This window comes from Kitasatospora sp. NPDC049285 (genome assembly GCF_040678815.1).
Lineage (GTDB): Bacteria > Actinomycetota > Actinomycetes > Streptomycetales > Streptomycetaceae > Kitasatospora.
The window spans coordinates 33,187-54,139 of record NZ_JBFAQR010000047.1 but is presented as its reverse complement, the minus strand read 5'-3'; the positions used below and the strand labels follow the sequence as shown (position 1 = coordinate 54,139).

Sequence of the window (20,953 nt, the reverse complement as noted above, 5' to 3'; positions counted from 1 at the left end):
GCCCGTTCGTGTGCCCGGCGTTGGCACCGATGACAAGGCGAGGGGAACCAACCGGTGGAACCGGCAAATCTGTTCACCGTTCTGCGGCGGTACTGGCGACTGCTGGCCGGCTGCACGCTCGCCGCGCTGATCGTGGGATTCCTGCTGACCCCGGCCGGCGACGCCGTGGACAACGGCAAGTGGCAGTGCAAGGTGGCGATAACGCCGGTGGCGGGCGCGGCCGACACCGTCCGGGCCGACCAGGTGCTCTCCTACGCGCAGGGCTCCGCGGTGACCACGGCCGCCGCCCAGCAGCTGCACATCACCGACGTGGCCGGCCTGTCGGCCCGCCGGACGGTCACCGCCGCCTCCACCCAGATGCTGCTCTTCACCACCACCGGCCCGACCCAGCAGTCCTGCGCCGAGCTGGCGGCGGCCCTCTCGCAGGCCACCATCACCGGCTACAGCGAGGAGTCGAAGAAGAGCGCCGACGAGTCGATCAAGCGGCTGCGCGCCCAGGCGGACGCCCAGCAGTCCCAGTTGGACGAGCTGCAGAAGACCTTCAGCAAGTCCAACCAGAGTGACCAGGCCAAGCTTCAGCCCCAACTCTCTACCGCCACCGCCTCGTTGACCAAGACCCTGGGCGCCATCGCCGACCTGCAGAACTACAGCCAGACCGACGCCATCCAGCAGTGGGGCTCGATCGACGCCAAGGAGCTCGGCGGCAACCTGCTCACCTCGCCCTCGCGCACCGTGCGGCTCGCCCTCGCCGTGGCGCTCGGCCTGGCGCTCGGCGCGGTCGCCGCCCTGATGCTGAGCCGGATGGACACCCGGCTGCGCACCCGCGACGGCGTCGAGGAGGCGTTCAACCTGCCGGTGATCGGCGAGATCCCGGTGCTGTCGGCCCGGCTGCGCCGGGTCCGCGGGCCGCTGGTGGTGGCCCGGCCGGAGTCGCCCGTCACCGAGGCGTACCGCTCGCTGCGCTCGACGATGCTGCTGACCGGTCCGCAGGCGCTGGCCGCGCAGATCGGCGAGGGCGGCCTGGACCCGGCGGAGCGGCGCGCCCGCCGCGGCACCGAGCCGGCGCCGGTGGTGCTGGTGATGTCCGGGCGCTCCGGCGACGGGCGGACCACCACGGTGGCCAACCTGGCGGCGGCGCTCGCCGAGACGGGCCGTCAGGTGCTGGTGCTGGACTGCGACTTCCGCGAGCCGGAGCTGCGCGGGCACTTCGGGGTCGGCGACGGCCCGGGCATGGCGGAGCTGCTCAGCGGCGAGCAGCTGCCCGACCCGGTGGACCTGATCCGGCGCACCAGCGTGCCCGGGGTGGCGCTGATCACCGGCGGCCACACCACCACCTACCCGGCGGCGCTGGTGCTGCGGGCCGGCGAGGCGCTGCGGCTGGTGCGCCGGCACGCCGACGTGGTGCTGATCGACTCCTCGCCGCTGCTGAACGCCAACGACGCCTACGACCTGGTGCAGCACGCCGACGCGGTGCTGCTGACGGTGATGGCGGGCAACGTGAAGCCGGAGGAGGCGGACCGGGTGTCCGAGCTGCTGGCCCGCACCGGCGTGCCGGTGGCTGGGGTGGCGCTGCTGGGCACCGAGGGCACCGCGGGCCGGCGCAAGCTGCTCGGGCTGCGCGGCCGGGCCGGGAGGGCGGCGCAGTCCCCGGCCGCCCCGGTGCTGCCGCGGCCGGCCGCGGTGGAACCCGCGGAGCCGCCGGCCCGGCACCGTCCGCAGTACGGCGAGCTCGACGAGGGCGAGGAGCACCGCGGCTCGCCGCGCTGGGCCCGCCGCCCGGTGGAGCTCCCGCCGGAGGAGACGGTGGAGACCACCATCCAGCTGCGGACCGTCAACGAGCTGCGGATGGGCGACGAGCGGTGACCGGGCGGACCAGGGTGCTCTGGCTGGCCAAGGGGCTGGGCCGGGGCGGCGCCGAGCAGCTGCTGGTCAACTGCGCGCGCCACGCGGACCGTTCGCGCTTCGACATCGAGGTGGCGTACGTCCTGCCGTACAAGGACGCGCTGGTGCCGGCGCTGGAGCAGGCCGGGGTGGCGGTGCACTGCCTGGGCGACGCGCCGGGCGCGCTGTGGCCGCTGCGGCTGCGCGCGCTGCTGGCCGAGCGGCGTTACGACCTGGTGCACACCCACATGCCGGTGCCGGCGGTGGCGGCCCGGGTGCTGACGGTGGGTCGGCGCTCGCCGCGGCTGGTGCACACCGAGCACAACGTCTGGGAGCGCTACCGGCCGGCCACCCGCTGGGCCAACGCGCTGACCTACCGGCGCAACGCGGCGGTGATCGCGGTGTCGCACGCCGTCGGCGACACCATCGCCCGGCGCCGCCCCGGCGACTGGCTGACCGTGGTGCACCACGGCCCGGACCTCGGCGACGCGCCCTCCGGTCCGGCGGCGCGGCGCGCGGCGCGGGCCGAACTCGGCCTGCCGCCGGACGCGTTGGTGATCGGCACGGTCGGCAACCTGACCGCCAAGAAGGACCAGGCGACGCTGCTGGCCGCCTTCGCGCTGCTGCGCCGCGCGCACCCGGACGCGGTGCTGGTGCTGGTCGGCGCGGGCCCGCTGGAGGCCGAACTCCGCTCCCTGGCGGGCGAGTCGGTGGTCTTCGCGGGCTCCCGGGCGGACGTCCCGGCGCTGCTGCCCGGCTGGGACGTGTTCACCCTGAGCTCCCGCCAGGAGGGCCTGCCGGTGGCGCTGATGGAGGCGATGACCAGCGGCCTGCCCGCGGTGGTCACCCGGGTCGGCGGCATGCCGGAGGTGCTGGACGACGGCGAGCAGGGCCGGCTGGTGCCGGCCGGCGACCCGGCGGCACTGGCCGCCGCGCTGGGCGAGCTGGCCGCCGATCCGGGGCTGCGCGAGCGGATGGGCGCGGCCGCCCGGGAGCGGTCGAAGTCCTTCGACGTGGCCGGGGCGCAGCGTGCCATCGAGCGGGTGTACACCCGGGTGCTGCCGAGCTGAGTCCGGAAGGGACGACGTACCGACGTGGGAAGTGATCTGACGTTCCGTCAGCTCGGTGAGGCGGACGTGCCCGCGGTGCTGGAGCTGCTCACCGCCTCGCTGGCGGGCGGCCCGACCGGGGAGCGCAGTGCCGGGTTCTTCGCCTGGAAGCACCGCCGGAACCCGTTCGGCGAGAGCCCGGGACTGGTGGCCGAGGCGCCGGACGGGCGGCTGGCGGGGGTGCGGCTGTTCCTGCGCTGGCAGTGGCAGGACGGCGCGGGGCGGGTGGTGCGGGCGGTGCGGCCGGTGGACACCGCCACCCATCCGGACTTCCAGGGCCGCGGGATCTTCCGCACCCTCACCCGGCGGCTGCTCGAACAGGTCGACGGCGAGGCCGAGTTGGTCTTCAACACGCCGAACGGCAACAGCCTGCCGGGCTATCTGAAGATGGGCTGGCGGGAGCTCGGCCGGGTGCCGATCGCCCTGCGGGTGGCCCGGCCCGCCGCGTTCGCCCGCGGCGCCCGCGCGGCGCTGGCCCGCCGCCCCGGGCGGGTCGGCCCGCTGCGCTGCGAACTGCCCACCGCCGCCGAGTGGTTCGGCAGGCCGGACGCCCGGCTGCCCGAGCTGCTGGCCGAGCGGGCCCGGGCGGACGCGGCCGATCCGCGGCTGAAGACGGTGCGCACCGCCGAGTACCTCGCCTGGCGGTACGGCGCCGCGCCGGGTCTGGACTACCGGGTGGTGACCGTCGAACGCGGCGGCGAGCTGGTCGGGTTGGCGTTCGGCCGGCCACGGCGGCGCGGGCCGCTGGCGGAGTTCACCCTCGCCGAGCTGATCGTCCGCCCCGGCGACCGGGCCGCGGCGGCCGGGCTGCTGCGCGCCGCCGCGGGCGCCGGCTGCGACCACGCCGCCACCCACCTGGCGCCGGGCACCGAGGCCGCCGACGCGGCGCTGCGGGCGGGTTACCTGACCGCTCCGCGGGCCGGCATGACGCTGGCCGCCCGCACCCCGGGCGGCCCGCTGCCGGAGGGCCGGTCGCTCACCGACTGGCGGTTCGGCCTCGGCGACCTGGAGGTCTTCTGATGCCGTCCCCGCCGGACCTGCTCCGCCGGACGGCCGCACTGCGCGCCGCCCTCCGCCGGAGCAGGCCGACCCTGCTCGCGGGCTCGCTGGTGACCGGCTACGTCACGGTCTTCGTGCTGGCGATGGTGCACACCAGCTACGACACGTGGGGCGCGCTGCTGGTCGCCCCGGCGCTGATGGCGATCGGCACCCCGATCCTCGGCCGGATCGCCGCCAACAACCCCGAACGCGGGGTGTTCAAGCTGCTGTTGCTGGCGATGGCCGCCAAGCTGGCCTGCGCCTTCCCGCGCTACCTGATGGCCTTCGTGCTGTACGGCGGCGCGGCCGACGCCAAGATGTACCACCAGCGCGGCACCGACCTGGCCCGCTACCTGGACACCGCGGACCTGTTCGGCGGGATCCACTACGACCTGGGCATGAAGGTGGCGGGCACCGGCTTCGTCATCATCGTCACCGGCGTGGTGTACGCGGTCACCGGTCCGACCCTGATCGGCGGCTTCCTGGTCTTCTCCTGGCTGGGCTTCTGGGGGCTGGTGTTCTTCTGGCGGGCGCTGCAGATCGCCTTCCCGGAGGCCGACTCGCGGCGCTACGCCAAGCTGGTGTTCTTCCTGCCCTCGCTGCTGTTCTGGCCGTCCAGCATCGGCAAGGACGCCTGGATGATGTTCTGCCTGGGCCTGACCACCTACGGCGTGGCGCGGCTGCTGGACCGCCGGTTCGGCGCGTTCGTCTGCATCGCGCTCGGCTCGCTGGGCACCGCGATGGTCCGCCCGCACGTGACCGTGCTGGCCGGTGCGGGCCTGACCGTCGCGTACGTGCTGCGCAAGCGGCCGCAGCAGGTCAGCGCGCTCGGGCCGCTGCGGGCGATCCTGACGATCGCGGTGCTGGGCCTGGGCGTGATGCTGATGCTGCAGCAGGTCTCCACCTTCTTCGGTACCAACGGCACCGACGGCGACGCGGTCAACCACGTGCTGTCCGAGACCTCCCGGCGCACCTCGCAGGGCTCCTCGGTGATCAACGCGCAGGCCGCGGACGATGTCGCGCCGGCCTTCAGCCTGAACCCCGCCGGACTGCCGGTCGCGGTGATCAGCGTGCTGTTCCGGCCGTTCCCGTTCGAGGCGTCCAACCTGCAGAACCTGATCCAGTCGGTGGAGTGCTTCGCGCTGCTGATCATGTTCATCCGCGGCTGGCCCCAACTGGCCCGGATTCCGAAGCTGTTCGTGCAGCGCTCGTACATCGCCTTCACCGTGGTGTACACCCTGCTGTTCTGCTGGGCGTTCTCCACCATCAACAACATGGGCATCCTGTCCCGCGAGCGGGTGCAGGTGCTGCCGTTGGTGCTGGTGCTACTGGCGGTGCCCAAACCGGCGGTCGCCAAGCGGGTGGTGCGCCGCCGGGCACCGGTGTGGCGGGTGCAGCCCGGGCAGTGGGGGGAACGCGGGCAGCCGGGGCCGCCGCCTGAACTTCCGGTCCGCGTCGGCGGACCGGAGCCGTCCCGAACCCAGGGGGGATCCCACTCATGACCGACCTCGCCCGCCCCGCCGCGCTCGACGGCGCCCCGGCGTTCCCCGAGGGCCTGCCGCTCACCCGCGTCCAGGTCCCGGCCCGCCAGGAGCTGCTCGACCGGCTCGCCGCCGTCCTCGACAGCGGGATGCTCACCAACGGCGCCACGGTCCGTCAACTCGAGGAACGCGCCGCCGAGTTGATGGACGTTCCGCACGTGGTCGCGGTCTCCAACTGCACCGCGGGCCTGATGCTGGTGCTGCAGGCCGCGGGGGTCGACGGCCGCCGCCCGGTGCTGATGCCCGGCTTCACCTTCTCCGCCACCGCGCACGCCGCGCACTGGGCCGGCGGCACCCCGCTGTTCGCCGAGTGCCGGACCGAGGACGTCACCCTCGACCCGGCCGACGCCGAGGCCCGGCTGAAGGCCGCCGACTCCCCCGCCGCGATGATGGCCACCCACGTCTACGGCACCCCCTGCCAGACCGAGGAGCTGCAGCGGATCGCCGACGCCGCCGGCGTCCCGCTGGTCTACGACTCCGCGCACGGCCTCGGCTCCCGCCGCAAGGGCGTGCCGGTCGGCAACTTCGGCCTGGCCGAGGTGTTCTCGATGAGCCCCACCAAGGTCGCGGTGGCCGGCGAGGGCGGCCTGGTCGCCACCCGGGACGCCGCGCTGGCCGCCACCCTGCGCACCGCCCGCGACTACGGCAACCCGGGCGACTACGACACGCTCTTCCCCGGCCTGAACGCCCGGATGAGCGAACTGCACGCGGCCGTCGGCCTCACCTGGCTGGCCGGCCTGCCCGAGCGGGTCGTCCACCGCGGCGCCATGGTCGCCGAGTTCGCCCGCGCCACGGCCGGCCTGCCCGGCCTGCGCCTGGCGCTGCCGGAGGAGGGCGACGTCTCCACCTTCAAGGACCTCACCCTGATCCTGGACGCCGAGGAGTTCGGCCTGACCGCCGATCAGCTCGGCCGTGCCCTCAAGGCCGAGGGCATCGACACCCGCCGCTACTTCTTCCCCCCGGTGCATCGCCAGAAGTCGTACGCCCACCTCGGCCAGGCGGAGGACCTGCCGCGCACCGACCGGCTCGCCGCGTCCGTGCTGACCGTCCCGCTCTGGTCGCACATGGACGCCGCGGCCGTTCGCCGGGTCGCCGACGCGGTGGTGCGTATCCAGCCCTTCGCGGCGGAGCTCCGGGCGGCCGACCGGGCCCGCTGAGGTCGTCTGACCGAAGCTCGCAAGGCGGTTCGGCCGTTACGCGGATCAGGTGAACTCGGTTGGACCACAGGGAGGTTGGAGCGTCAGGATGTCGGCCATGTTCAAGGGATTCCGCAGTTTCCTGCTGCGCGGCAACGTGGTCGACCTGGCGGTCGGCATCGTCATCGGCGCGGCCTTCACGGCCGTCGTCACCGGCTTCGTCACGGCCTTCCTGACCCCGCTGATCGGTGTCGCCTCCGGCGCGGTCGGCGACTTCAGCAAGGAGTCGTTCACCGTCGCCGGGGTCACCTTCCCGTACGGCGCCTTCCTCAACGCCATGATCAGCTTCCTGCTGGTCGCCGCGGTGATCTACTTCGCCGTGGTGGTCCCGGTCGGCCGGCTGCAGAACCGCTTCAACCCGGTCAAGGAGACCCCGGTCGCCAAGGCCGACTGCCCCGACTGCCTCAGCACCGTCCCGGCCGCCGCCACCCGCTGCGCCCACTGCACCAGCGAACTGGCCGGGCGCCCGGGCTTCCCGGCCCAGGCCGCGGCGCTCCGCTGACGCCCGCCGCCGCACCGACCCCGGCCCGGACGGCACCCGCCGTCCGGGCCGGAACGCGTCCGCGACCGGGGTGGCACGTTCCTTAACAAAACCTTGGCGGAGCCTTACCGCTTGCCGATCGCCGGATGGCCGAAAATTCGCCGCCCTTTTGTCCGTTCCCACCGACTTCGCCCGCTTTGAGCCGGCGAAGAGTGTGTAAACAGTTGAACTCCCCGCCCTCTCACTCTCCTCAGCAGGCGCATTGTGGGCTTACGGTATGCCCCATGACCTCGCCCCGCTCCTACGACGGAGTCGGCTACCCCCCTCCGTCCTTCTCCTCCGGCACGCCCATCTACGACAGCCTCGTCGCAGAGCGCGGCATCCCGCAGATCGCGCCGATCAACGTCCCGCCGGCGCTCCCCACCTCCTCCTACTCCTCCTACGGCAGCGGCTACGCCGGCAGCTACGGCACCGGGTTCGACACCCCCGGCTCCCACCTGCCCGCCCTGCCGCCGGCCCGGCTCGCTCTCGGCCCCGGCCCGAGCAGCGCCCCCGCGCCCGCCCAGCACATGCCGGCCCAGCACGGCTACGGCCAGTCCCCGCAGCCCGGCTACGCCGCCGCCCCGCAGCCGTTCGTGCCCGGCCAGCGCCCGGTCGCCCCGGCCTACCCGCAGCCCACGCAGGCGTACCCGGCGAACAACTTCGCCGCCGCCCCGCAGAGCTTCGCGCCGAACTTCAACTCCCAGCAGTTCGGCGCCCAGACGGCCCCGCAGCAGTCCTTCGCCGACCAGTCCTTCGGCGGGAACACGCTGCGCCCCGCCGCCCCCCAGCCGCAGGCCTACCCCCAGTACCGCCAGTACCCCCAGGCCGGCTGAGACCCGACGTCCGTCTGGGCCCACGGAGGGAAGCCCAGCCGGGAGCAAGGTCAGCGCACACGTCCCGAAGGCCGCCCACGGAGCGAAGTCCCGCTCCCCGGGCGGCCTTCCGCGTGTCCGCGCACACCTAGGATGGGCCCCATGGCAAAGGTCGTCTCCCTCCACCTGTACCCGGTCAAGTCGATGTACCGCCTCACCCCGTCCACCGCCGACGTGCACCCCTGGGGCCTGGTCGGCGACCGCCGCTGGATGCTGGTGGACGCCGACGGCCGCGCGATCACCCAGCGCGACGAACCCGGCATCGGCCAGTTCCGTCCCGTCCCCGGCCCGGACGGCGGGCTCACCCTGACCGCCCCCGACGGCGCGGTGCTCACCGTCCCCGCCGCCACGCTCGCCGCGGCCGCCCCGGAGGCCCTGGTCGACGTCTTCGGCACCCGCTTCTCCGCCGCCGAGACGCCGAAGGAGGTCGCCGCGTGGCTGGCCGAGCGCCTGCCCGTCGGCCTCGGCGAGGTGCGCCTGGTCCACCTGGACCGCCCGGAGACCAGCCGGCAGATCGACCCGAGGTACGCCGCCGAGGGCGAGACCGTCTCGATGGCCGACGGCTACCCGCTGCTGCTCGCCACCACCGGCTCGCTCGCCGAACTCAACGCCCGGATCGCCGAGGACCACCCGGACGACCCGGTGAAGGCCGCCGCCCTCCCGATGGAGCGCTTCCGCCCCAACGTGGTGGTCGACGGCACCGCGGCGTGGGCCGAGGACGGCTGGCGCCGGGTGCGGATCGGCGCGCTGGAGTTCCGGGTGGCGAAGCCGTGCGGCCGCTGCCTGGTCACCACCACCGACCAGGAGACCGGCGTGCGCCGCGGCCCGGAGCCGCTGCGCGCGCTCGGCCGCCACCACCGGATCGGCAAGAAGCTGGCCTTCGGTCAGAACCTGGTCCCGGTCCGGCCCGCCGGCGTGACCGGCGAGGTGCTCGGCACCCTCGCCGTCGGCGACGAGCTGGAGATCCTCGAAACCGCCTGAACCCGCACCGGGGCCACCCCCGGAACCACCCCCCGCCTCGGTCGTTGAACCGGGCGACGGTCCACCGCGTCCACCGCGCGCGCTACCGTGGGGTGATCGCGCCGCAGTGTCTCGACGAAGGCAGGGATGACAGATCGTCATGGCTGAGCTCAGGGTCCGGGTCACGCAGGACAGCGCCTCCCGCTGGCGGCGGCGGAGCGGGGAGTACGAGACGCTCCGCGAGGCCCTCGAGGTGGCCGAGCCGGGCGACACCCTGACGCTCCGTCCGGGGACGTTCCGCGAGGCCGTGGTGGTCGACAAGCCGGTGACGGTGACCGCCGCCGACGGCCCGGGCAGCGTGCGGATCACCGCGCCGGAGAGCGCCGTCCGCGGCGGCACCGCGCTGACGGTCACCGCCGCGGCGACCCTGCGCGGCCTGACCGTGGAGGGCTCGGACCGCTCCGCCCCGGCGGTGCTGGTGGCCGGCGCGGAGGGCGCGGTGCTGGCCGACTGCCGGATCGAGACCGTCTCCGCGGTCGGCGTGGAGATCGTCGACGGCGCCCGCGCCCAGCTCACCGGCTGCGTCGTGGAGAACCCGGCGGGCCTGGGCGTCCGGCTGCGCGGGCCGGTCCAGGCGGAGCTGCTGGACTGCGAGGTGGCGGCGGCCGGCCAGAGCGGGGTGGCGGCGCTGGGCGGCGCGAAGCTGCGGCTCGAGCGCACCCGGGTGCACCACGCGGGCGGCGCGGGCGTGCTGCTCGCCGACCCCGGCACGCTGGCCGAGCTGACGGGCTGTGAGGTGTACGAGGTGCGCGGCTCCGGCGTGCAGGCCGAGTCGCAGGCGGTCGGCCGGCTCGCCGACTGCACGGTGCACCGGGTCTCCGGCAACGGCCTGAGCCTGGACACCGGCGCCGAGCTGGAGTTGACCGGCTGCCGGGTGCACGAGGTGCCGGAGAACGCCGCCGACCTGCGCGGCGGGTCCAGGCTGACGCTGCGCCAGGTGACGGTGCAGGGTTTCGGCCGGGGCGCGCTCTCGGTGTGGGACGGCGGCACCAAGGTGCTCGCCGAGGGCTGCCGCTTCCACTCCGCGCAGGGCGACTACCCGGCGCTGTGGGTGAGCGACGGCGCGGCGCTGGAGCTCGTCGACTGCTCGCTGGACGACCTGCCGGACGCGCTCTTCGTCCTCGACCAGGGCTCCTCGGCGAGCGCCCGGGACTGCTCGTTCACCGCGATCCGCTCCTCCGCGGTGTCGGTGAGCGGCGGGGCCAGCGCCGACCTGGCGGGCTGCCGGATCCAGGGCGCGGGCACCGGCCTGTGGTTCCGGGACCACGGCTCGGGCGGCCTGCTGACGAACTGTGAGATCGCCGAGGTGGCGACCGGGGTGATCGTCACCAAGGGCGCCGACCCGGTGCTGCGGGACTGCACGGTGCGTGGCGCGAGCGACGCCGGGGTGTACGTGTCGGCGCAGGGCCGCGGCGAGTTCGAGTCGGTGCGGGTCTCGCAGGGCGGCGGGTTCGGCTTCCACGTGATCGACGGGTGCCGCACCCGGCTGATCCGCTGCCGGGCGGAGCGCAACGCCCGGGCGGGCTTCGAGTTCTCCGAGCCGGGCCCGCTCGCGGAGGGCTGCACCTCGGACGACGTGGCGCCCGCCGCGCCGGTGCCCGCGCCGCGCGGCACCGACCCGGCCGCCGCTCCCCCGCTGGCCTCGCTCGTCCCGGCCGTGCTGACCTCGCACGCCCCGGCCGCGCCGGCCGCCTCGGCGATCGCCCCGATCCCGGACTGCCGCCCCGCCGAGGAGGCGCTGGCCGACCTGGACGCGCTGGTCGGCCTGGCCACGGTGAAGCAGGAGGTGCGCACCCTGATCGACATGATCTCGGTGGGCCGGGCCCGCCAGCGGGCCGGCCTGAAGGCGCCCTCGCCCCGCCGCCACCTGGTCTTCACCGGCTCCCCCGGCACCGGCAAGACGACGGTGGCCCGGCTGTACGGCGAGATCCTCGCCTCGCTCGGGGTGCTGCAGCGCGGCCACCTGGTGGAGGTGGCCCGGCTGGACCTGGTCGGCGAGCACATCGGCTCGACGGCGATCCGGACCGCCGCGGCGTTCGACAAGGCGCGCGGCGGGGTGCTGTTCATCGACGAGGCGTACGCGCTCGCGCCGGAGGACGGCGGCCGGGACTTCGGCCGGGAGGCGATCGACACCCTGGTGAAGCTGATGGAGGACCACCGCGACGAGGTGGTGGTGATCGTGGCGGGCTACACCGCCGAGATGGAGCGCTTCCTCGCCGCCAACCCCGGCCTCTCCTCCCGTTTCTCCCGCACCGTCACCTTCCCCGACTACACCGCCGGGGAGCTGCTGGAGATCGCCCGCGCCCAGGCCGCCGAGCACGAGTACCGCCTCGACGAGGCCACCGAGGCGGCCCTGCAGGCGCACTTCACCACGCTCGACCGGGGCGCCGGCTTCGGCAACGGCCGTACCGCCCGCCAGGTCTTCGAGACGATGGTCGAACGCCACGCCAGCCGGGTCGCCCACCTGTCCGACCCGACCACCGAGGACCTCCAGCTGCTGGTCCCCGCCGACCTGCCGACCTGACGCCGGCCCGCCGCGCGGCCGGTGGGATGATCGCTGCCGTGCAGCCCTGGAACGATCTGACCACCGCCGAACAGACCCTGCTCCGCCGCGCCGTGTACGGGGCGGGCCTGGCCGGCACCGTCCAGCACCACGGCACCGACCTGCGGTGGGCCGGCTCCCCCGACGCGCCCCCGCGCAGCCTCACCCGGGACGAACAGCTCGCCCTGGTCCCGCGGTTGGCCGCGGTCGCCGCCGACCTGGCGGGCCGCGGGCTGCTCACCGTCCACGCCCGGCAGGGCCGCTACGCCGAGCCCGCCGACCCCGCGCTGACCGGCGACGCCCTGCACGCCGCCCTCGCCGAGCCGGACCACTGGCTGTGGGACCCGAAGCGCGCGCACGGGCACGACCTGCGCGCCGCCGAGGCCGCGGACCGGCACTGGCGGGCGGACGTGTACCCGGTCGGGTCCGCCGACGGGCTGCCCGACTGGGACGAGCTCTCCCTCGACCAGCAGCGGGTGCTGGTCTGCGCCGACGAGTCCAGCGGCATGCTCACCGGCCCGTTCGGCATCTGGGAGGACCTGCCGACCGAGCTGACCGGCGCCGACCGCACCGCCTGGGTCGAGCGCCAACTCGCCCCGCTGGTCCCGTTCGTCCGCGACGGCTGGATCGAGGTGCAGCACCACGCCGCGGAGCGCGGCGACGCCTTCACGGTCGTCCCGCTCGACCGCCTGGCGGACGCCTTCGCCGACCCCGCGCTGCGCCACGACGACGGCGACGACTGGGGCGTCGGCCTCACCTGCACCTTCACCTACCGGGGCATAGCCGTCTGGCGCGCCGGCTGGAGCAGCGCCTGGGGCCGCCGCCTGCGCTTCGAGCAGCCGTCCGACTGACGCACGGTCAGCTACGGATCAGCCCGCGTGGCGGACCCGGAAGCGGGCGGGGCCCGCCGGGTCCCGGTCGGCGACCTGGACGCTCCGGGTCACTCCGTCCAGTCGCCGCTCGCCAGGAAGGCGTCCAGTGCGGCGCGGTACGGGGCGGGGTCGATCCGCTCGGCGGCGAGCCAGTCGGCGGAGTAGTACTTGTCGAGGTAGCGGTCGCCGGGGTCGCAGATCAGGGTGACCACGCTGCCGGTACGGCCGTCGGCGCGCATCTCGGCGACGATCCGCAGGGCGCTCCACAGGCCGGTGCCGGTGGAGGCGCCGGCCTTCTTGCCGAGCACGGCCTCGAGCAGGTGGACGGCGGCGACGGAGGCCGCGTCGGGGACCTTCATCATCCGGTCGATCGCGCCGGGGACGAAGCTGGGCTCCATCCGGGGGCGGCCGATGCCCTCGATCCGCGAGCCGGTGGAGCACTGCGCGTCGGGGTCGTGGCGGACCCAGCCGTCGAAGAAACAGGAGTTCTCCGGGTCGGCGACGCAGATCCGGGTGTCGTGCTGCAGGTAGTGGACGTACCGGGCGATGGTGGCGGAGGTGCCGCCGGTGCCGGCGGTGGCGACGATCCAGGCGGGTTCGGGGTGGGGCTCCATCCGCAGCTGGGCGAAGATCGACTCGGCGATGTTGTTGTTGCCGCGCCAGTCGGTGGCCCGCTCGGCGTAGGTGAACTGGTCCATGTAGTGGCCGCCGGTGTCGGCGGCCAGCTTGGCGGCGACCTCGTAGACCTCGCAGGAGTTGTCGACCAGGTGGCAGGTGCCGCCGTGGAACTCGATCAGCTCGATCTTGGCGCGGCTGGTGGTGCGGGCCATCACGGCGATGAACGGGACGCCGATCAGCTGGGCGAAGTACGCCTCGGAGACGGCGGTGGAGCCGCTGGAGGCCTCGATCACCGGCTTGCCGGGGCGGATCCAGCCGTTGCACAGGCCGTACAGGAAGAGCGAGCGGGCCAGGCGGTGCTTGAGGCTGCCGGTGGGGTGGGTGGACTCGTCCTTGAGGTACAGGTCGATGCCCCAGTCGGCGGGCAGCGGGAAGCGCAGCAGGTGGGTGTCGGCCGAGCGGTTGGCATCGGCCTGCACGCGGCGCACCGCGTCCTTCAACCAGGCCCGGTACTCGGCGTCGGAACGGTCCACGTCCAGGATCTGGCCGGTCATCGCGCACACTCCTCGTCACCACGAATCAGGCAACCCAGTGTAACAGTTGATCACGATAAGTGACCGTTACGGAAGCCCCAGCTTCCCCTTATGGGGCGGCCGGGGCTCCCGCGACACCAGGTGCCGTCAGTCCGCGGCCACCGCGCGCAGGATGTCGAGCCGGGCGGCCCGGGCGGCCGGGCGCAGTCCGGCCAGCGCCCCGGCGAGCAGGCCGACCAGCAGGACGACCGCCAGGCGTCCGGCGGGCAGCGCGAAGGAGCCGGTGCCCGCCGAGTCGGCGGCGCGGGTGAGCGCCCAGCCGAGGAAGGCGCCGAGGGCGAGGCCGCCGGTGGTGCCGAACGCGGCGACCAGCACCGACTCCCACCGCACCATGGCCCGCAGCTGCCCGCGGGTCTGGCCGACTGCGCGCAACAGGCCCAGTTCCCTGGTGCGTTCGTGGACGGCGAGGGTGAGGGTGTTGGCGATGCCGAGCAGGGCGATCAGCACGGCGAGCGCGAGCAGGGCGTAGACCACCGAGAGCATCATGTCGACGGCGCCGGCGGAGCTCGCGGCGTACTCGGCGCGGGTCTGCGCCTTCGGGCTGCCGTAGGCGTCGGCGGCCCGCTGCACGGCGGCCTTGCCCTGACTCAGCGTCACCCCGGGCCTGAGGGCGACGGCGACCATGGTGTCGGCGTCCTGCACCCGGTGCGGCTGCCAGGCCTGACGGCTGATCAGGTAGTCCCCGGCGACGCCGCCGCCCTGGTAGAGGGCGCGGACGGTGAAGGCTGCCGGGCCGTCGGTGAAGCGCATCGGGACGGTGCTGCCGAGGCTCCAGCCGCGGGCGGCGGCCTCGGCGCGGGAGACCGCGAGGCCGTCGGCGCCGAGCGCGTCGAGTGAGCCGTCGATCCGGCCGAGGTCGACCACCTGGGCCAGCGCGGCCGGGTCGGCGACGTCCAACTGCCGTCCGTGGCCGTCGACCTGGGCGACGCCCCGGCCGAGGCCGACGGCGGCGCGGACCTCCGGCAGGGCGCTCAGCGCCGGGGCGAGCTTCGGGGAGACGCCGCTGCCGCCGGCCCCGGTGGCGGGGGCGGTGACGGCGAGGTCGCCGGCGAAGGAGCGGGAGACGCTGTCGTCCAGGGTGGCCTTCACGGAGGCGCCGAAGACGGTGAACAGGGTGACCACGGCGACGCCGACCATCAGGGCGGTGGCGGTCGCGGCGGTCCGCTTGGGGTTGCGGGCGGCGTTGCGGCGGGCCAGCGCCCCGGTGACGCCGCGCAGCCGGGGCAGCGGCGCGCCGAGGGTGCGGACGGCGAGGGCGGCGGCGACCGGTCCGAGCACCACCGTCCCGGCGAGCACCGCGAGGGCGCCGCCGACGGTGAGCGTCAGCGAGGGCCCGCGGGTGGCGCCGACCACGGTGGCGGGCAGGCCGCCGAAGACCAGCAGCGCGCCGAGGCCGGCCCGCAGCCAGGCGCCCCGGCCTTCGGCGGCGCCGTCCACCGCGGTCTCGCGCAGGGCGGCGAGCGGGGCGGTGCGGGCGGCGCGCAGCGCGGGGGCGAGCGCGGAGCCGACCGCGACCACGGTGCCGGTCAGCAGCGGGAGCACGATCGTGGCGGTGTGCACGACGGTCCCGCCGGTGGGCAGGGTGAAGCCGATCGCCGCGAACAGCGCCTTGAGTCCGGCGGCGACGCCGAAGCCGCCGAGCAGGCCGAGGCCGGAGGCCAGTGCGCCGAGCGCGAGGGCCTCGCCGAGGGTGGTGCCGAGCACCTGCCCGCGGCTGGCGCCGAGCGCCCGCAGCAGGGCGTTCTCGCGGGTGCGCTGGGCGGTGACGATGGCGAAGGTGTTGTGGATGGTGAAGGTGGCGACCAGCAGCGCGATCCCGGCGAAGACCAGCAGCAGCGTGGTGAACAGGCCGAGGAAGCGGCCGGAGACGTCGGCGGTGGACTGCGCGGTGGCGTCCGCGCCGGTCAGCGCCTCCACGCCGTCGGGCAGCAGCGGCCGTACCCGCTCGACGAGTTGACGCTGACTCAGGGTGTCGGAGCGCAGCCGGACGGTGCTGACCTGGCCGCTGCCCCTGGGCGTCAGGTGGGCCTGGGCGTCGGCGAGGGTGAGCGCGGTGAAGGTGCTCGGGCCCATGCCGTCGGCGTCCGCGCCGAAGGTGGCGATGCCGACCACGGTGACCCGCACCGGGTCGGGGGTGCGCAGCACGGTGGTGGAGCCCAGGTGCAGGCCGCCGGTCCTGGCGGCGCCGCGGTTGACCACCACCTCGCCGGGCGCGGCGGGGGCGCGGCCCTCGGCGAGCCGGTACGGGTTGAGCTGGGAGTCATTGATCCAGTTGCCCGCCAGGGTGGGCGGGCCCTGGCCGCCGATCGGCGTGCCGTCGGCGCCGATCAGTTGGCCCGCGCCCTGCACGGACGGTTCGGCGGCGCTCACCCCGGGCACGGCGCGCAGCTTCGCGGTCAGCGCGTCGTCCAGCGGGGCGCGCACCCCGCCGGGGACGTTCGGCGCGTCCAGCACCTCGGCGCTGCGGACCACCGCACCGGTGCCGGCGTTGGCGTCGGCGAACAGGGTGTCGAAGTTGGCGCGCAGGGTGTCGCCGAGCACCATGGTGCCGGTCAGGAAGGCGACGCCGAGCACGATCGAGGCCACGGTGCCGAGCAGCCGGCGCCGGTGGGCGAGCAGCGAGCGCGCCCCGATCCGTACGCTCGCGTTCACCGGGCGCCCGCCTCGGCGCGCGGGCCGTCGAAGCTCTTCATCCGGTCGAGGACCCGGTCGGCGGTCGGCGCGTCCATGGTGTCGACCAGCCGGCCGTCGGCGAGGAAGACGACGGTGTCGGCGTAGCCGGCGGCCGCCGGGTCGTGCGTGACCATGACCACCGCCTGGCCCATGGTGTCGACGGCGGAGCGCAGCAGGCCGAGCACCTCGCCGCCGCTGCGGGAGTCCAGGTTGCCGGTCGGCTCGTCGGCGAAGACCACCTGCGGCCGTCCGGCCAGCGCCCGCGCCACGGCGACGCGCTGCTGCTGGCCGCCGGAGAGCTGGGACGGCCGGTGGTGCAGCCGGTCGCCGAGGCCGACCACGTCGATCAGCGCGGACAGCCACTCGGGGTCGGGGGCGGCGCCGCCGAGGTCCAGCGGCAGGGTGATGTTCTCCCGCACGGTCAGCGTCGGCACCAGGTTGAACGCCTGGAAGACGAAGCCGATCCGCTCCCGGCGCAGCAGCGTCAACTCCTTGTCGCCGAGCGCGGACAGCTCCGTCCCGCCCAGGTAGGCGTGGCCCGCGCTGAGCGTGTCCAGCCCGGCGGCGCAGTGCATCAGCGTCGACTTGCCGGAGCCGGAGGGCCCCATCACGGCGGTGAACCGCGCGGCGGGGAACTCGACGCTGACCCCGTCCAGGGCGCGCACCCGGGTCTCCCCGCCGCCGTACTCCTTCACCGCGTCCTGCACGCGGGCGGCCGCGACGGTCATCGCTTCACCCCGGGCGCGTCCTGACCCTCCGTCAGCACGGCGCGGCGCTCGCGGTACTCGTCCGCGTCGATCTCCCCCTGCGCGTACCGCCGCCCCAGCACCGCCAGCGGGGCGTGCTCCCCGCCCACCCGGCCGCACCAGCCGCCGCGCCGCCACGCCGCCCGGCGCAGCGCCGTCACCACCAGCACCACCACCAGCAGCCAGAACAACGGGAACACCAGCACCCACGGGCCGGGCCACGACCCGGGCCCATCGGCGAGCAGAGCGGTCATCGGAATCCATCTCCTTCGAGCAGCGGAACCATCTCCACCACCGTCCCGCCGTCCACCCCTCGCCCGCGTCCCCCACCGGGCGACACCACCGCTACTCCCGGCGGACTACCGGGCCTCGTCCTCCCGGCCCGGCGCGACGGACGCCTCGGACCGCTCGCCCCCGCGTGACCCGCCGTCAGGGCGGACGGTCCCGGTCAGCCCAGCCAGCCGGGGCGGACCAGGCCGGACTCGTAGGCGGTGACCACCAGTTGGGCGCGGTCGCGGGCGCCCAGCTTGATCATCGTGCGGCTGACGTGGGTCTTCGCGGTGAGCGGGCTGACCACCAGCCGGCGGGCGATGTCCTCGTTGGACAGGCCGAGGCCGACCAGGGCCAGCACCTCGCGCTCGCGGTCGGTCAGGACGTCCAGCCGGGCGGTGGACGGCTCCTTCGAGCGGGCCGCGAACTCGCCGATCAGCCGCCGGGTGACGCCCGGCGAGAGCAGCGCGTCGCCGGCGGCCGCGACCCGGACGGCGCGCAGCAGGTCGCCCGGCTCGGTGTCCTTCACCAGGAACCCGGCCGCACCGGCCCGCACCGCCTCGAAGACGTACTCGTCCAGCTCGAAGGTGGTCAGCACCACCACCCGGACCTCCGCCAGCGCCGGGTCCGCGCAGATCCGCCGGGTCGCGGCGAGCCCGTCCAGCCGCGGCATCCGGATGTCCATCAGCACCACGTCCGGCCGCAGTTCGGCGGCGAGCGCCACCGCCTGCTCGCCGTCGTCCGCCTCGCCGACCACCGCCAGGTCGGGCTGGGCGTCCAGCAGTGCCCGGAACCCGGCCCGCACCAGCGTCTGGTCGTCCGCCAGCAGCACCCTGATCACGGTTCGGCTCCCTTCGACGCCGCCTGCGGCAGCCAGGCCGCCACCCGGAACCCGCCGTCACCGCGCGGTCCCGCCACCACCCGCCCGCCGAACGCGCCGACCCGCTCGCGCATCCCGACCAGCCCCGTCCCGCTGCCGCCCGCGTCCCCGCCGCCGGGCGGCCCCGGATCCTCCACCCGCACCTCCAGCCCGTCCGGCCGCCACTCCAGCACGACCTCCGCGGTCCGCGCGGTCGAGTGCCGCAGCACGTTGGTCAGCCCCTCCTGGACGATCCGGAACGCCGCCAGGTCCAGCGCCGCGCCCAGCGGACGCGCCGCACCCGCGGTGCGCACCGCCACCGCCAGACCCGCGTCCCGGGCCTGCGCCACCAGCTCGTCCAGGCGGGCCAGGCCCGGCGCGGGCGAGAGCGGCGCCGCCGCGCCCGGCCGGCGCAGCGTCCCCAGCACCTGCCGGACCTCGCCCAGCGCCTCCTTGCTGGTCGCCTTGATCGTGGTCAGCGCCGTCCGCGCCTGCTTCGGCTGCGCGTCCAACAGCTCCAGCGCGACGCCCGCCTGAAGGTGGATCAGGGAGATCGAGTGCGCCAGGATGTCGTGCAGTTCGCGCGCCATCCGCAGCCGCTCCTCGTCGCTGCGCCGGGCCCGGGCCTCCTCCTCGGCCGCCCGCACCGCCGCGATCTGCTCCCGCCGGAACCGGGCCAGCTCGGCCCCGGCGAAGACCAGCAGCAGCCAGGCCGTCACCCCGAGCTCCTGCCAGCCCGCCACGCCGCGGCTCTGCGCCCGCAGCCACGCGTCCGGCACCACGTAGCTGATCAGCAGGTGCACCAGGTAGAAACCGCCCGCACTCAGCCAGGCCGCCCGCCGGTGCCCGTGCTGCACCGCGTGGAAGAACGCCACCACCATGCTCAGGAACACCGGCCCGTACGGGTACCCCGCCCACAGGTAGACCGACGTCACCGCCGCCGTCCCGGCCACCGTCGCCGCCGGGTACCGCGTGCGCAGCACCAGCAGCGCCGGCCCCGCCAGCAGCAGCGCGTACCCCCAGGCGTCCAGCGCGACCCGGCCGCTCTGGTGCTTCGCCGCCGCCGACGTCCCGACCACCTGCGCCACCGCCACCACGACGGCCAACGCCACCGGCCACCCCGCCTTGGCCGACCGCACCCAGAACGGCACCCACGGCCGGCCCACACCACTCATACCGAAAGGCTAGCCACCACCCCCACCACCCCACGTCACCCTCCCGAACCGGGCGCGCCTACTCCCCAGGGAGTACAAAGCCCCGCCAGGGGCCCGGGGAACGGCGGGAGTGTGTGGCGGCGAGGGTGACAGGGCGCTGCGAGGTCTCGGCGCATAGAGGTCTCCGAAGACCCCCAGCCAAGTCGAGACCTCACCGCCACGCACTCCCGCCGCTCCCCGGGCCCCTGAACACCTAGAGAATCGGCACCGCCTGCCCCGTGACCCGCACCCGCACATCGTGCGCGTCGAGGTCGACGGTGAGCAGCCCCGGGCGGCCGAGGTCCTCGCCCTGGTGGAGGGTGAGGCGCGCGGTGGCGAGGTGGCGCAGCTGTCGCAGGTACGCACCGAAGGCCGCCGCCGCGGCCCCGGTCGCGGGGTCCTCGACCACACCCCCGACCGGGAACGGGTCGCGCACGTGGAAGGTGAACTCGTCCTGCTGCCACACCAGTTGAACGGTGGTCAGGTCGAGTCGGCGCATCAGGTCGCCGAGCGCGTCGAAGTCGTAGTCGAGCGCGGCGAGCCGCTGCCGCGTCGCGGCGGCCAGCACCAGGTGGCGGGCGCCGGCGTAGGCGATCCGCGGCGGCAGCGCCGGGTCGAGTTCGTCCACGGCCCACCGCAGCGCGACCAACGCCTCGGCGAGGTCCGCGGCGTCGACCTCCTCGACCGACGGCGGGACGCTGGTGAGGGTGGCGGCGAGGACACCGCCCGGCCCCTCGGTGACCTCGATCGGGACCGGTCCGGCCTTGGTCTCGAAGAGCAGCGAGCCGGGGCCGATCCGCTCGGCGAGGGCGACCGCGGAGGCGATGGTGGCGTGGCCGCAGAACGGGACCTCGGCGAGCGGGCTGAAGTAGCGGACGGTGTAGGCCCGGGGGGTGCCGGGCACGGGCGTGAGGAACGCGGTCTCGGAGTAGCCCAGGGCGGCGGCGAGGGCGAGCTGCGCGGAGTCGTCGAGGCCGCGCGCGTCGAGGACCACGCCGGCCGGGTTGCCGCCGGCCGGGTCGGTGGTGAAGGCGGCGTAGCGGAGGGGTTCGGCGGCTGGTGCGGTGTCGGTCATGCCGTGATCAACGAGCGGCGGTCGGCACTCGATTCCCTTCCGAGGACGGGCGGCACGGTCGACGTTCCCCTCCCTTCCCGAGGACGGGCGGCGCGGTCGGCGTTCCTCCGGCGGCGGTCCGGGCTCGCACCCCGGCCCGCCGTCGGAGGATCGCCGATCGCGGTCCCTGCGACCATCATCCGAGCGCGTTCCCACACAACGCTCGTGGCCAGTCTGCGAGGCCTGACAAGCCGAGGTCAACGGACTGTCGTGCACCGCGCTTGGACTTTCGTGGACGCCTCCTGGAGCCTCAACAGCAGGTCGCGGAGCACCTCTTGACTTCCCGCGACGGC

The 20,953-nt window shown here is 75.0% G+C and carries 17 protein-coding genes; 10 read left to right on the top strand and 7 right to left on the bottom strand.

Annotated features, from left to right (window positions below; genetic code table 11):
* The first annotated feature begins 54 nt into the window (after positions 1-54).
* The 10 genes from AB0K51_RS25465 (at position 55) to AB0K51_RS25420 (ending at position 12,573) form a co-directional block, all read left to right on the top strand.
* The gene (locus AB0K51_RS25465) at positions 55-1,863 is read left to right on the top strand and encodes a P-loop NTPase (protein WP_363459347.1); all 1,809 of its coding nucleotides are present in this window, start codon (positions 55-57) and stop codon (positions 1,861-1,863) included.
* Positions 1,860-2,951, top strand: a complete 1,092-nt coding sequence (locus AB0K51_RS25460; protein ID WP_363459345.1) for a glycosyltransferase — start codon at positions 1,860-1,862, stop codon at positions 2,949-2,951. Before AB0K51_RS25465 ends, AB0K51_RS25460 begins: the two co-directional genes overlap by 4 nt.
* A 24-nt stretch (positions 2,952-2,975) precedes the next feature.
* Positions 2,976-4,010: a GNAT family N-acetyltransferase gene (locus AB0K51_RS25455; RefSeq protein ID WP_363459343.1), complete on the top strand. Its 1,035-nt coding sequence runs from the start codon at positions 2,976-2,978 to the stop codon at positions 4,008-4,010.
* On the top strand, positions 4,010-5,530 hold the full coding sequence (locus AB0K51_RS25450) for a hypothetical protein (RefSeq protein ID WP_363459341.1): 1,521 nt from the start codon (positions 4,010-4,012) through the stop codon (positions 5,528-5,530). Before AB0K51_RS25455 ends, AB0K51_RS25450 begins: the two co-directional genes overlap by 1 nt.
* Positions 5,527-6,726, top strand: a complete 1,200-nt coding sequence (locus tag AB0K51_RS25445; protein WP_363459339.1) for a DegT/DnrJ/EryC1/StrS family aminotransferase — start codon at positions 5,527-5,529, stop codon at positions 6,724-6,726. The genes AB0K51_RS25450 and AB0K51_RS25445 overlap by 4 nt, the downstream gene beginning before the upstream one ends.
* Positions 6,727-6,823: 97 nt before the next feature.
* The gene (gene mscL, locus AB0K51_RS25440) at positions 6,824-7,267 is read left to right on the top strand and encodes a large conductance mechanosensitive channel protein MscL (RefSeq protein ID WP_363459337.1); all 444 of its coding nucleotides are present in this window, start codon (positions 6,824-6,826) and stop codon (positions 7,265-7,267) included.
* 263 nt (positions 7,268-7,530) lie between these two features.
* Positions 7,531-8,121: a DUF6643 family protein gene (locus AB0K51_RS25435; RefSeq protein WP_363459336.1), complete on the top strand. Its 591-nt coding sequence runs from the start codon at positions 7,531-7,533 to the stop codon at positions 8,119-8,121.
* A 132-nt stretch (positions 8,122-8,253) separates the two neighbouring features.
* Positions 8,254-9,141 (top strand): MOSC N-terminal beta barrel domain-containing protein, encoded by an 888-nt coding sequence (locus tag AB0K51_RS25430; RefSeq protein WP_363459334.1) that lies wholly within the window; start codon positions 8,254-8,256, stop codon positions 9,139-9,141.
* A 139-nt stretch (positions 9,142-9,280) separates the two neighbouring features.
* Positions 9,281-11,704, top strand: a complete 2,424-nt coding sequence (locus tag AB0K51_RS25425; RefSeq protein ID WP_363459333.1) for a right-handed parallel beta-helix repeat-containing protein — start codon at positions 9,281-9,283, stop codon at positions 11,702-11,704.
* A 38-nt stretch (positions 11,705-11,742) separates the two neighbouring features.
* Entirely contained in the window at positions 11,743-12,573 is an 831-nt protein-coding gene (locus AB0K51_RS25420) for a hypothetical protein (RefSeq protein WP_363459332.1), read from the top strand.
* A gap of 89 nt (positions 12,574-12,662) precedes the next feature.
* Here AB0K51_RS25420 and AB0K51_RS25415 read toward each other — a convergent pair whose 3' ends face one another.
* From AB0K51_RS25415 to AB0K51_RS25385, 7 genes are all read right to left on the bottom strand, one after another.
* The gene (locus tag AB0K51_RS25415) at positions 12,663-13,766 is read right to left on the bottom strand and encodes a PLP-dependent cysteine synthase family protein (RefSeq protein WP_363459330.1); all 1,104 of its coding nucleotides are present in this window, start codon (positions 13,764-13,766) and stop codon (positions 12,663-12,665) included.
* Between the two features lie 126 nt (positions 13,767-13,892).
* Positions 13,893-16,457: an FtsX-like permease family protein gene (locus AB0K51_RS25410; RefSeq protein ID WP_363459328.1), complete on the bottom strand. Its 2,565-nt coding sequence runs from the start codon at positions 16,455-16,457 to the stop codon at positions 13,893-13,895.
* On the bottom strand, positions 16,454-17,206 hold the full coding sequence (locus AB0K51_RS25405) for an ABC transporter ATP-binding protein (RefSeq protein ID WP_363459326.1): 753 nt from the start codon (positions 17,204-17,206) through the stop codon (positions 16,454-16,456). The genes AB0K51_RS25410 and AB0K51_RS25405 overlap by 4 nt, the downstream gene beginning before the upstream one ends.
* Positions 17,203-17,478 carry an SHOCT domain-containing protein gene (locus AB0K51_RS25400; RefSeq protein ID WP_363459325.1) on the bottom strand — a complete coding sequence of 92 codons (276 nt, stop codon included), beginning with the start codon at positions 17,476-17,478 and terminating at the stop codon, positions 17,203-17,205. The genes AB0K51_RS25405 and AB0K51_RS25400 overlap by 4 nt, the downstream gene beginning before the upstream one ends.
* Positions 17,479-17,672: 194 nt before the next feature.
* A complete protein-coding gene (locus AB0K51_RS25395; protein WP_363459323.1) occupies positions 17,673-18,335 on the bottom strand; it encodes a response regulator transcription factor in 663 nt (220 codons plus the stop codon).
* On the bottom strand, positions 18,332-19,528 hold the full coding sequence (locus AB0K51_RS25390; RefSeq protein ID WP_363459321.1) for a histidine kinase: 1,197 nt from the start codon (positions 19,526-19,528) through the stop codon (positions 18,332-18,334). Before AB0K51_RS25390 ends, AB0K51_RS25395 begins: the two co-directional genes overlap by 4 nt.
* A 232-nt stretch (positions 19,529-19,760) precedes the next feature.
* A complete protein-coding gene (locus AB0K51_RS25385) occupies positions 19,761-20,621 on the bottom strand; it encodes a PhzF family phenazine biosynthesis isomerase (RefSeq protein WP_363459319.1) in 861 nt (286 codons plus the stop codon).
* Between the last annotated feature and the right edge of the window lie 332 nt (positions 20,622-20,953).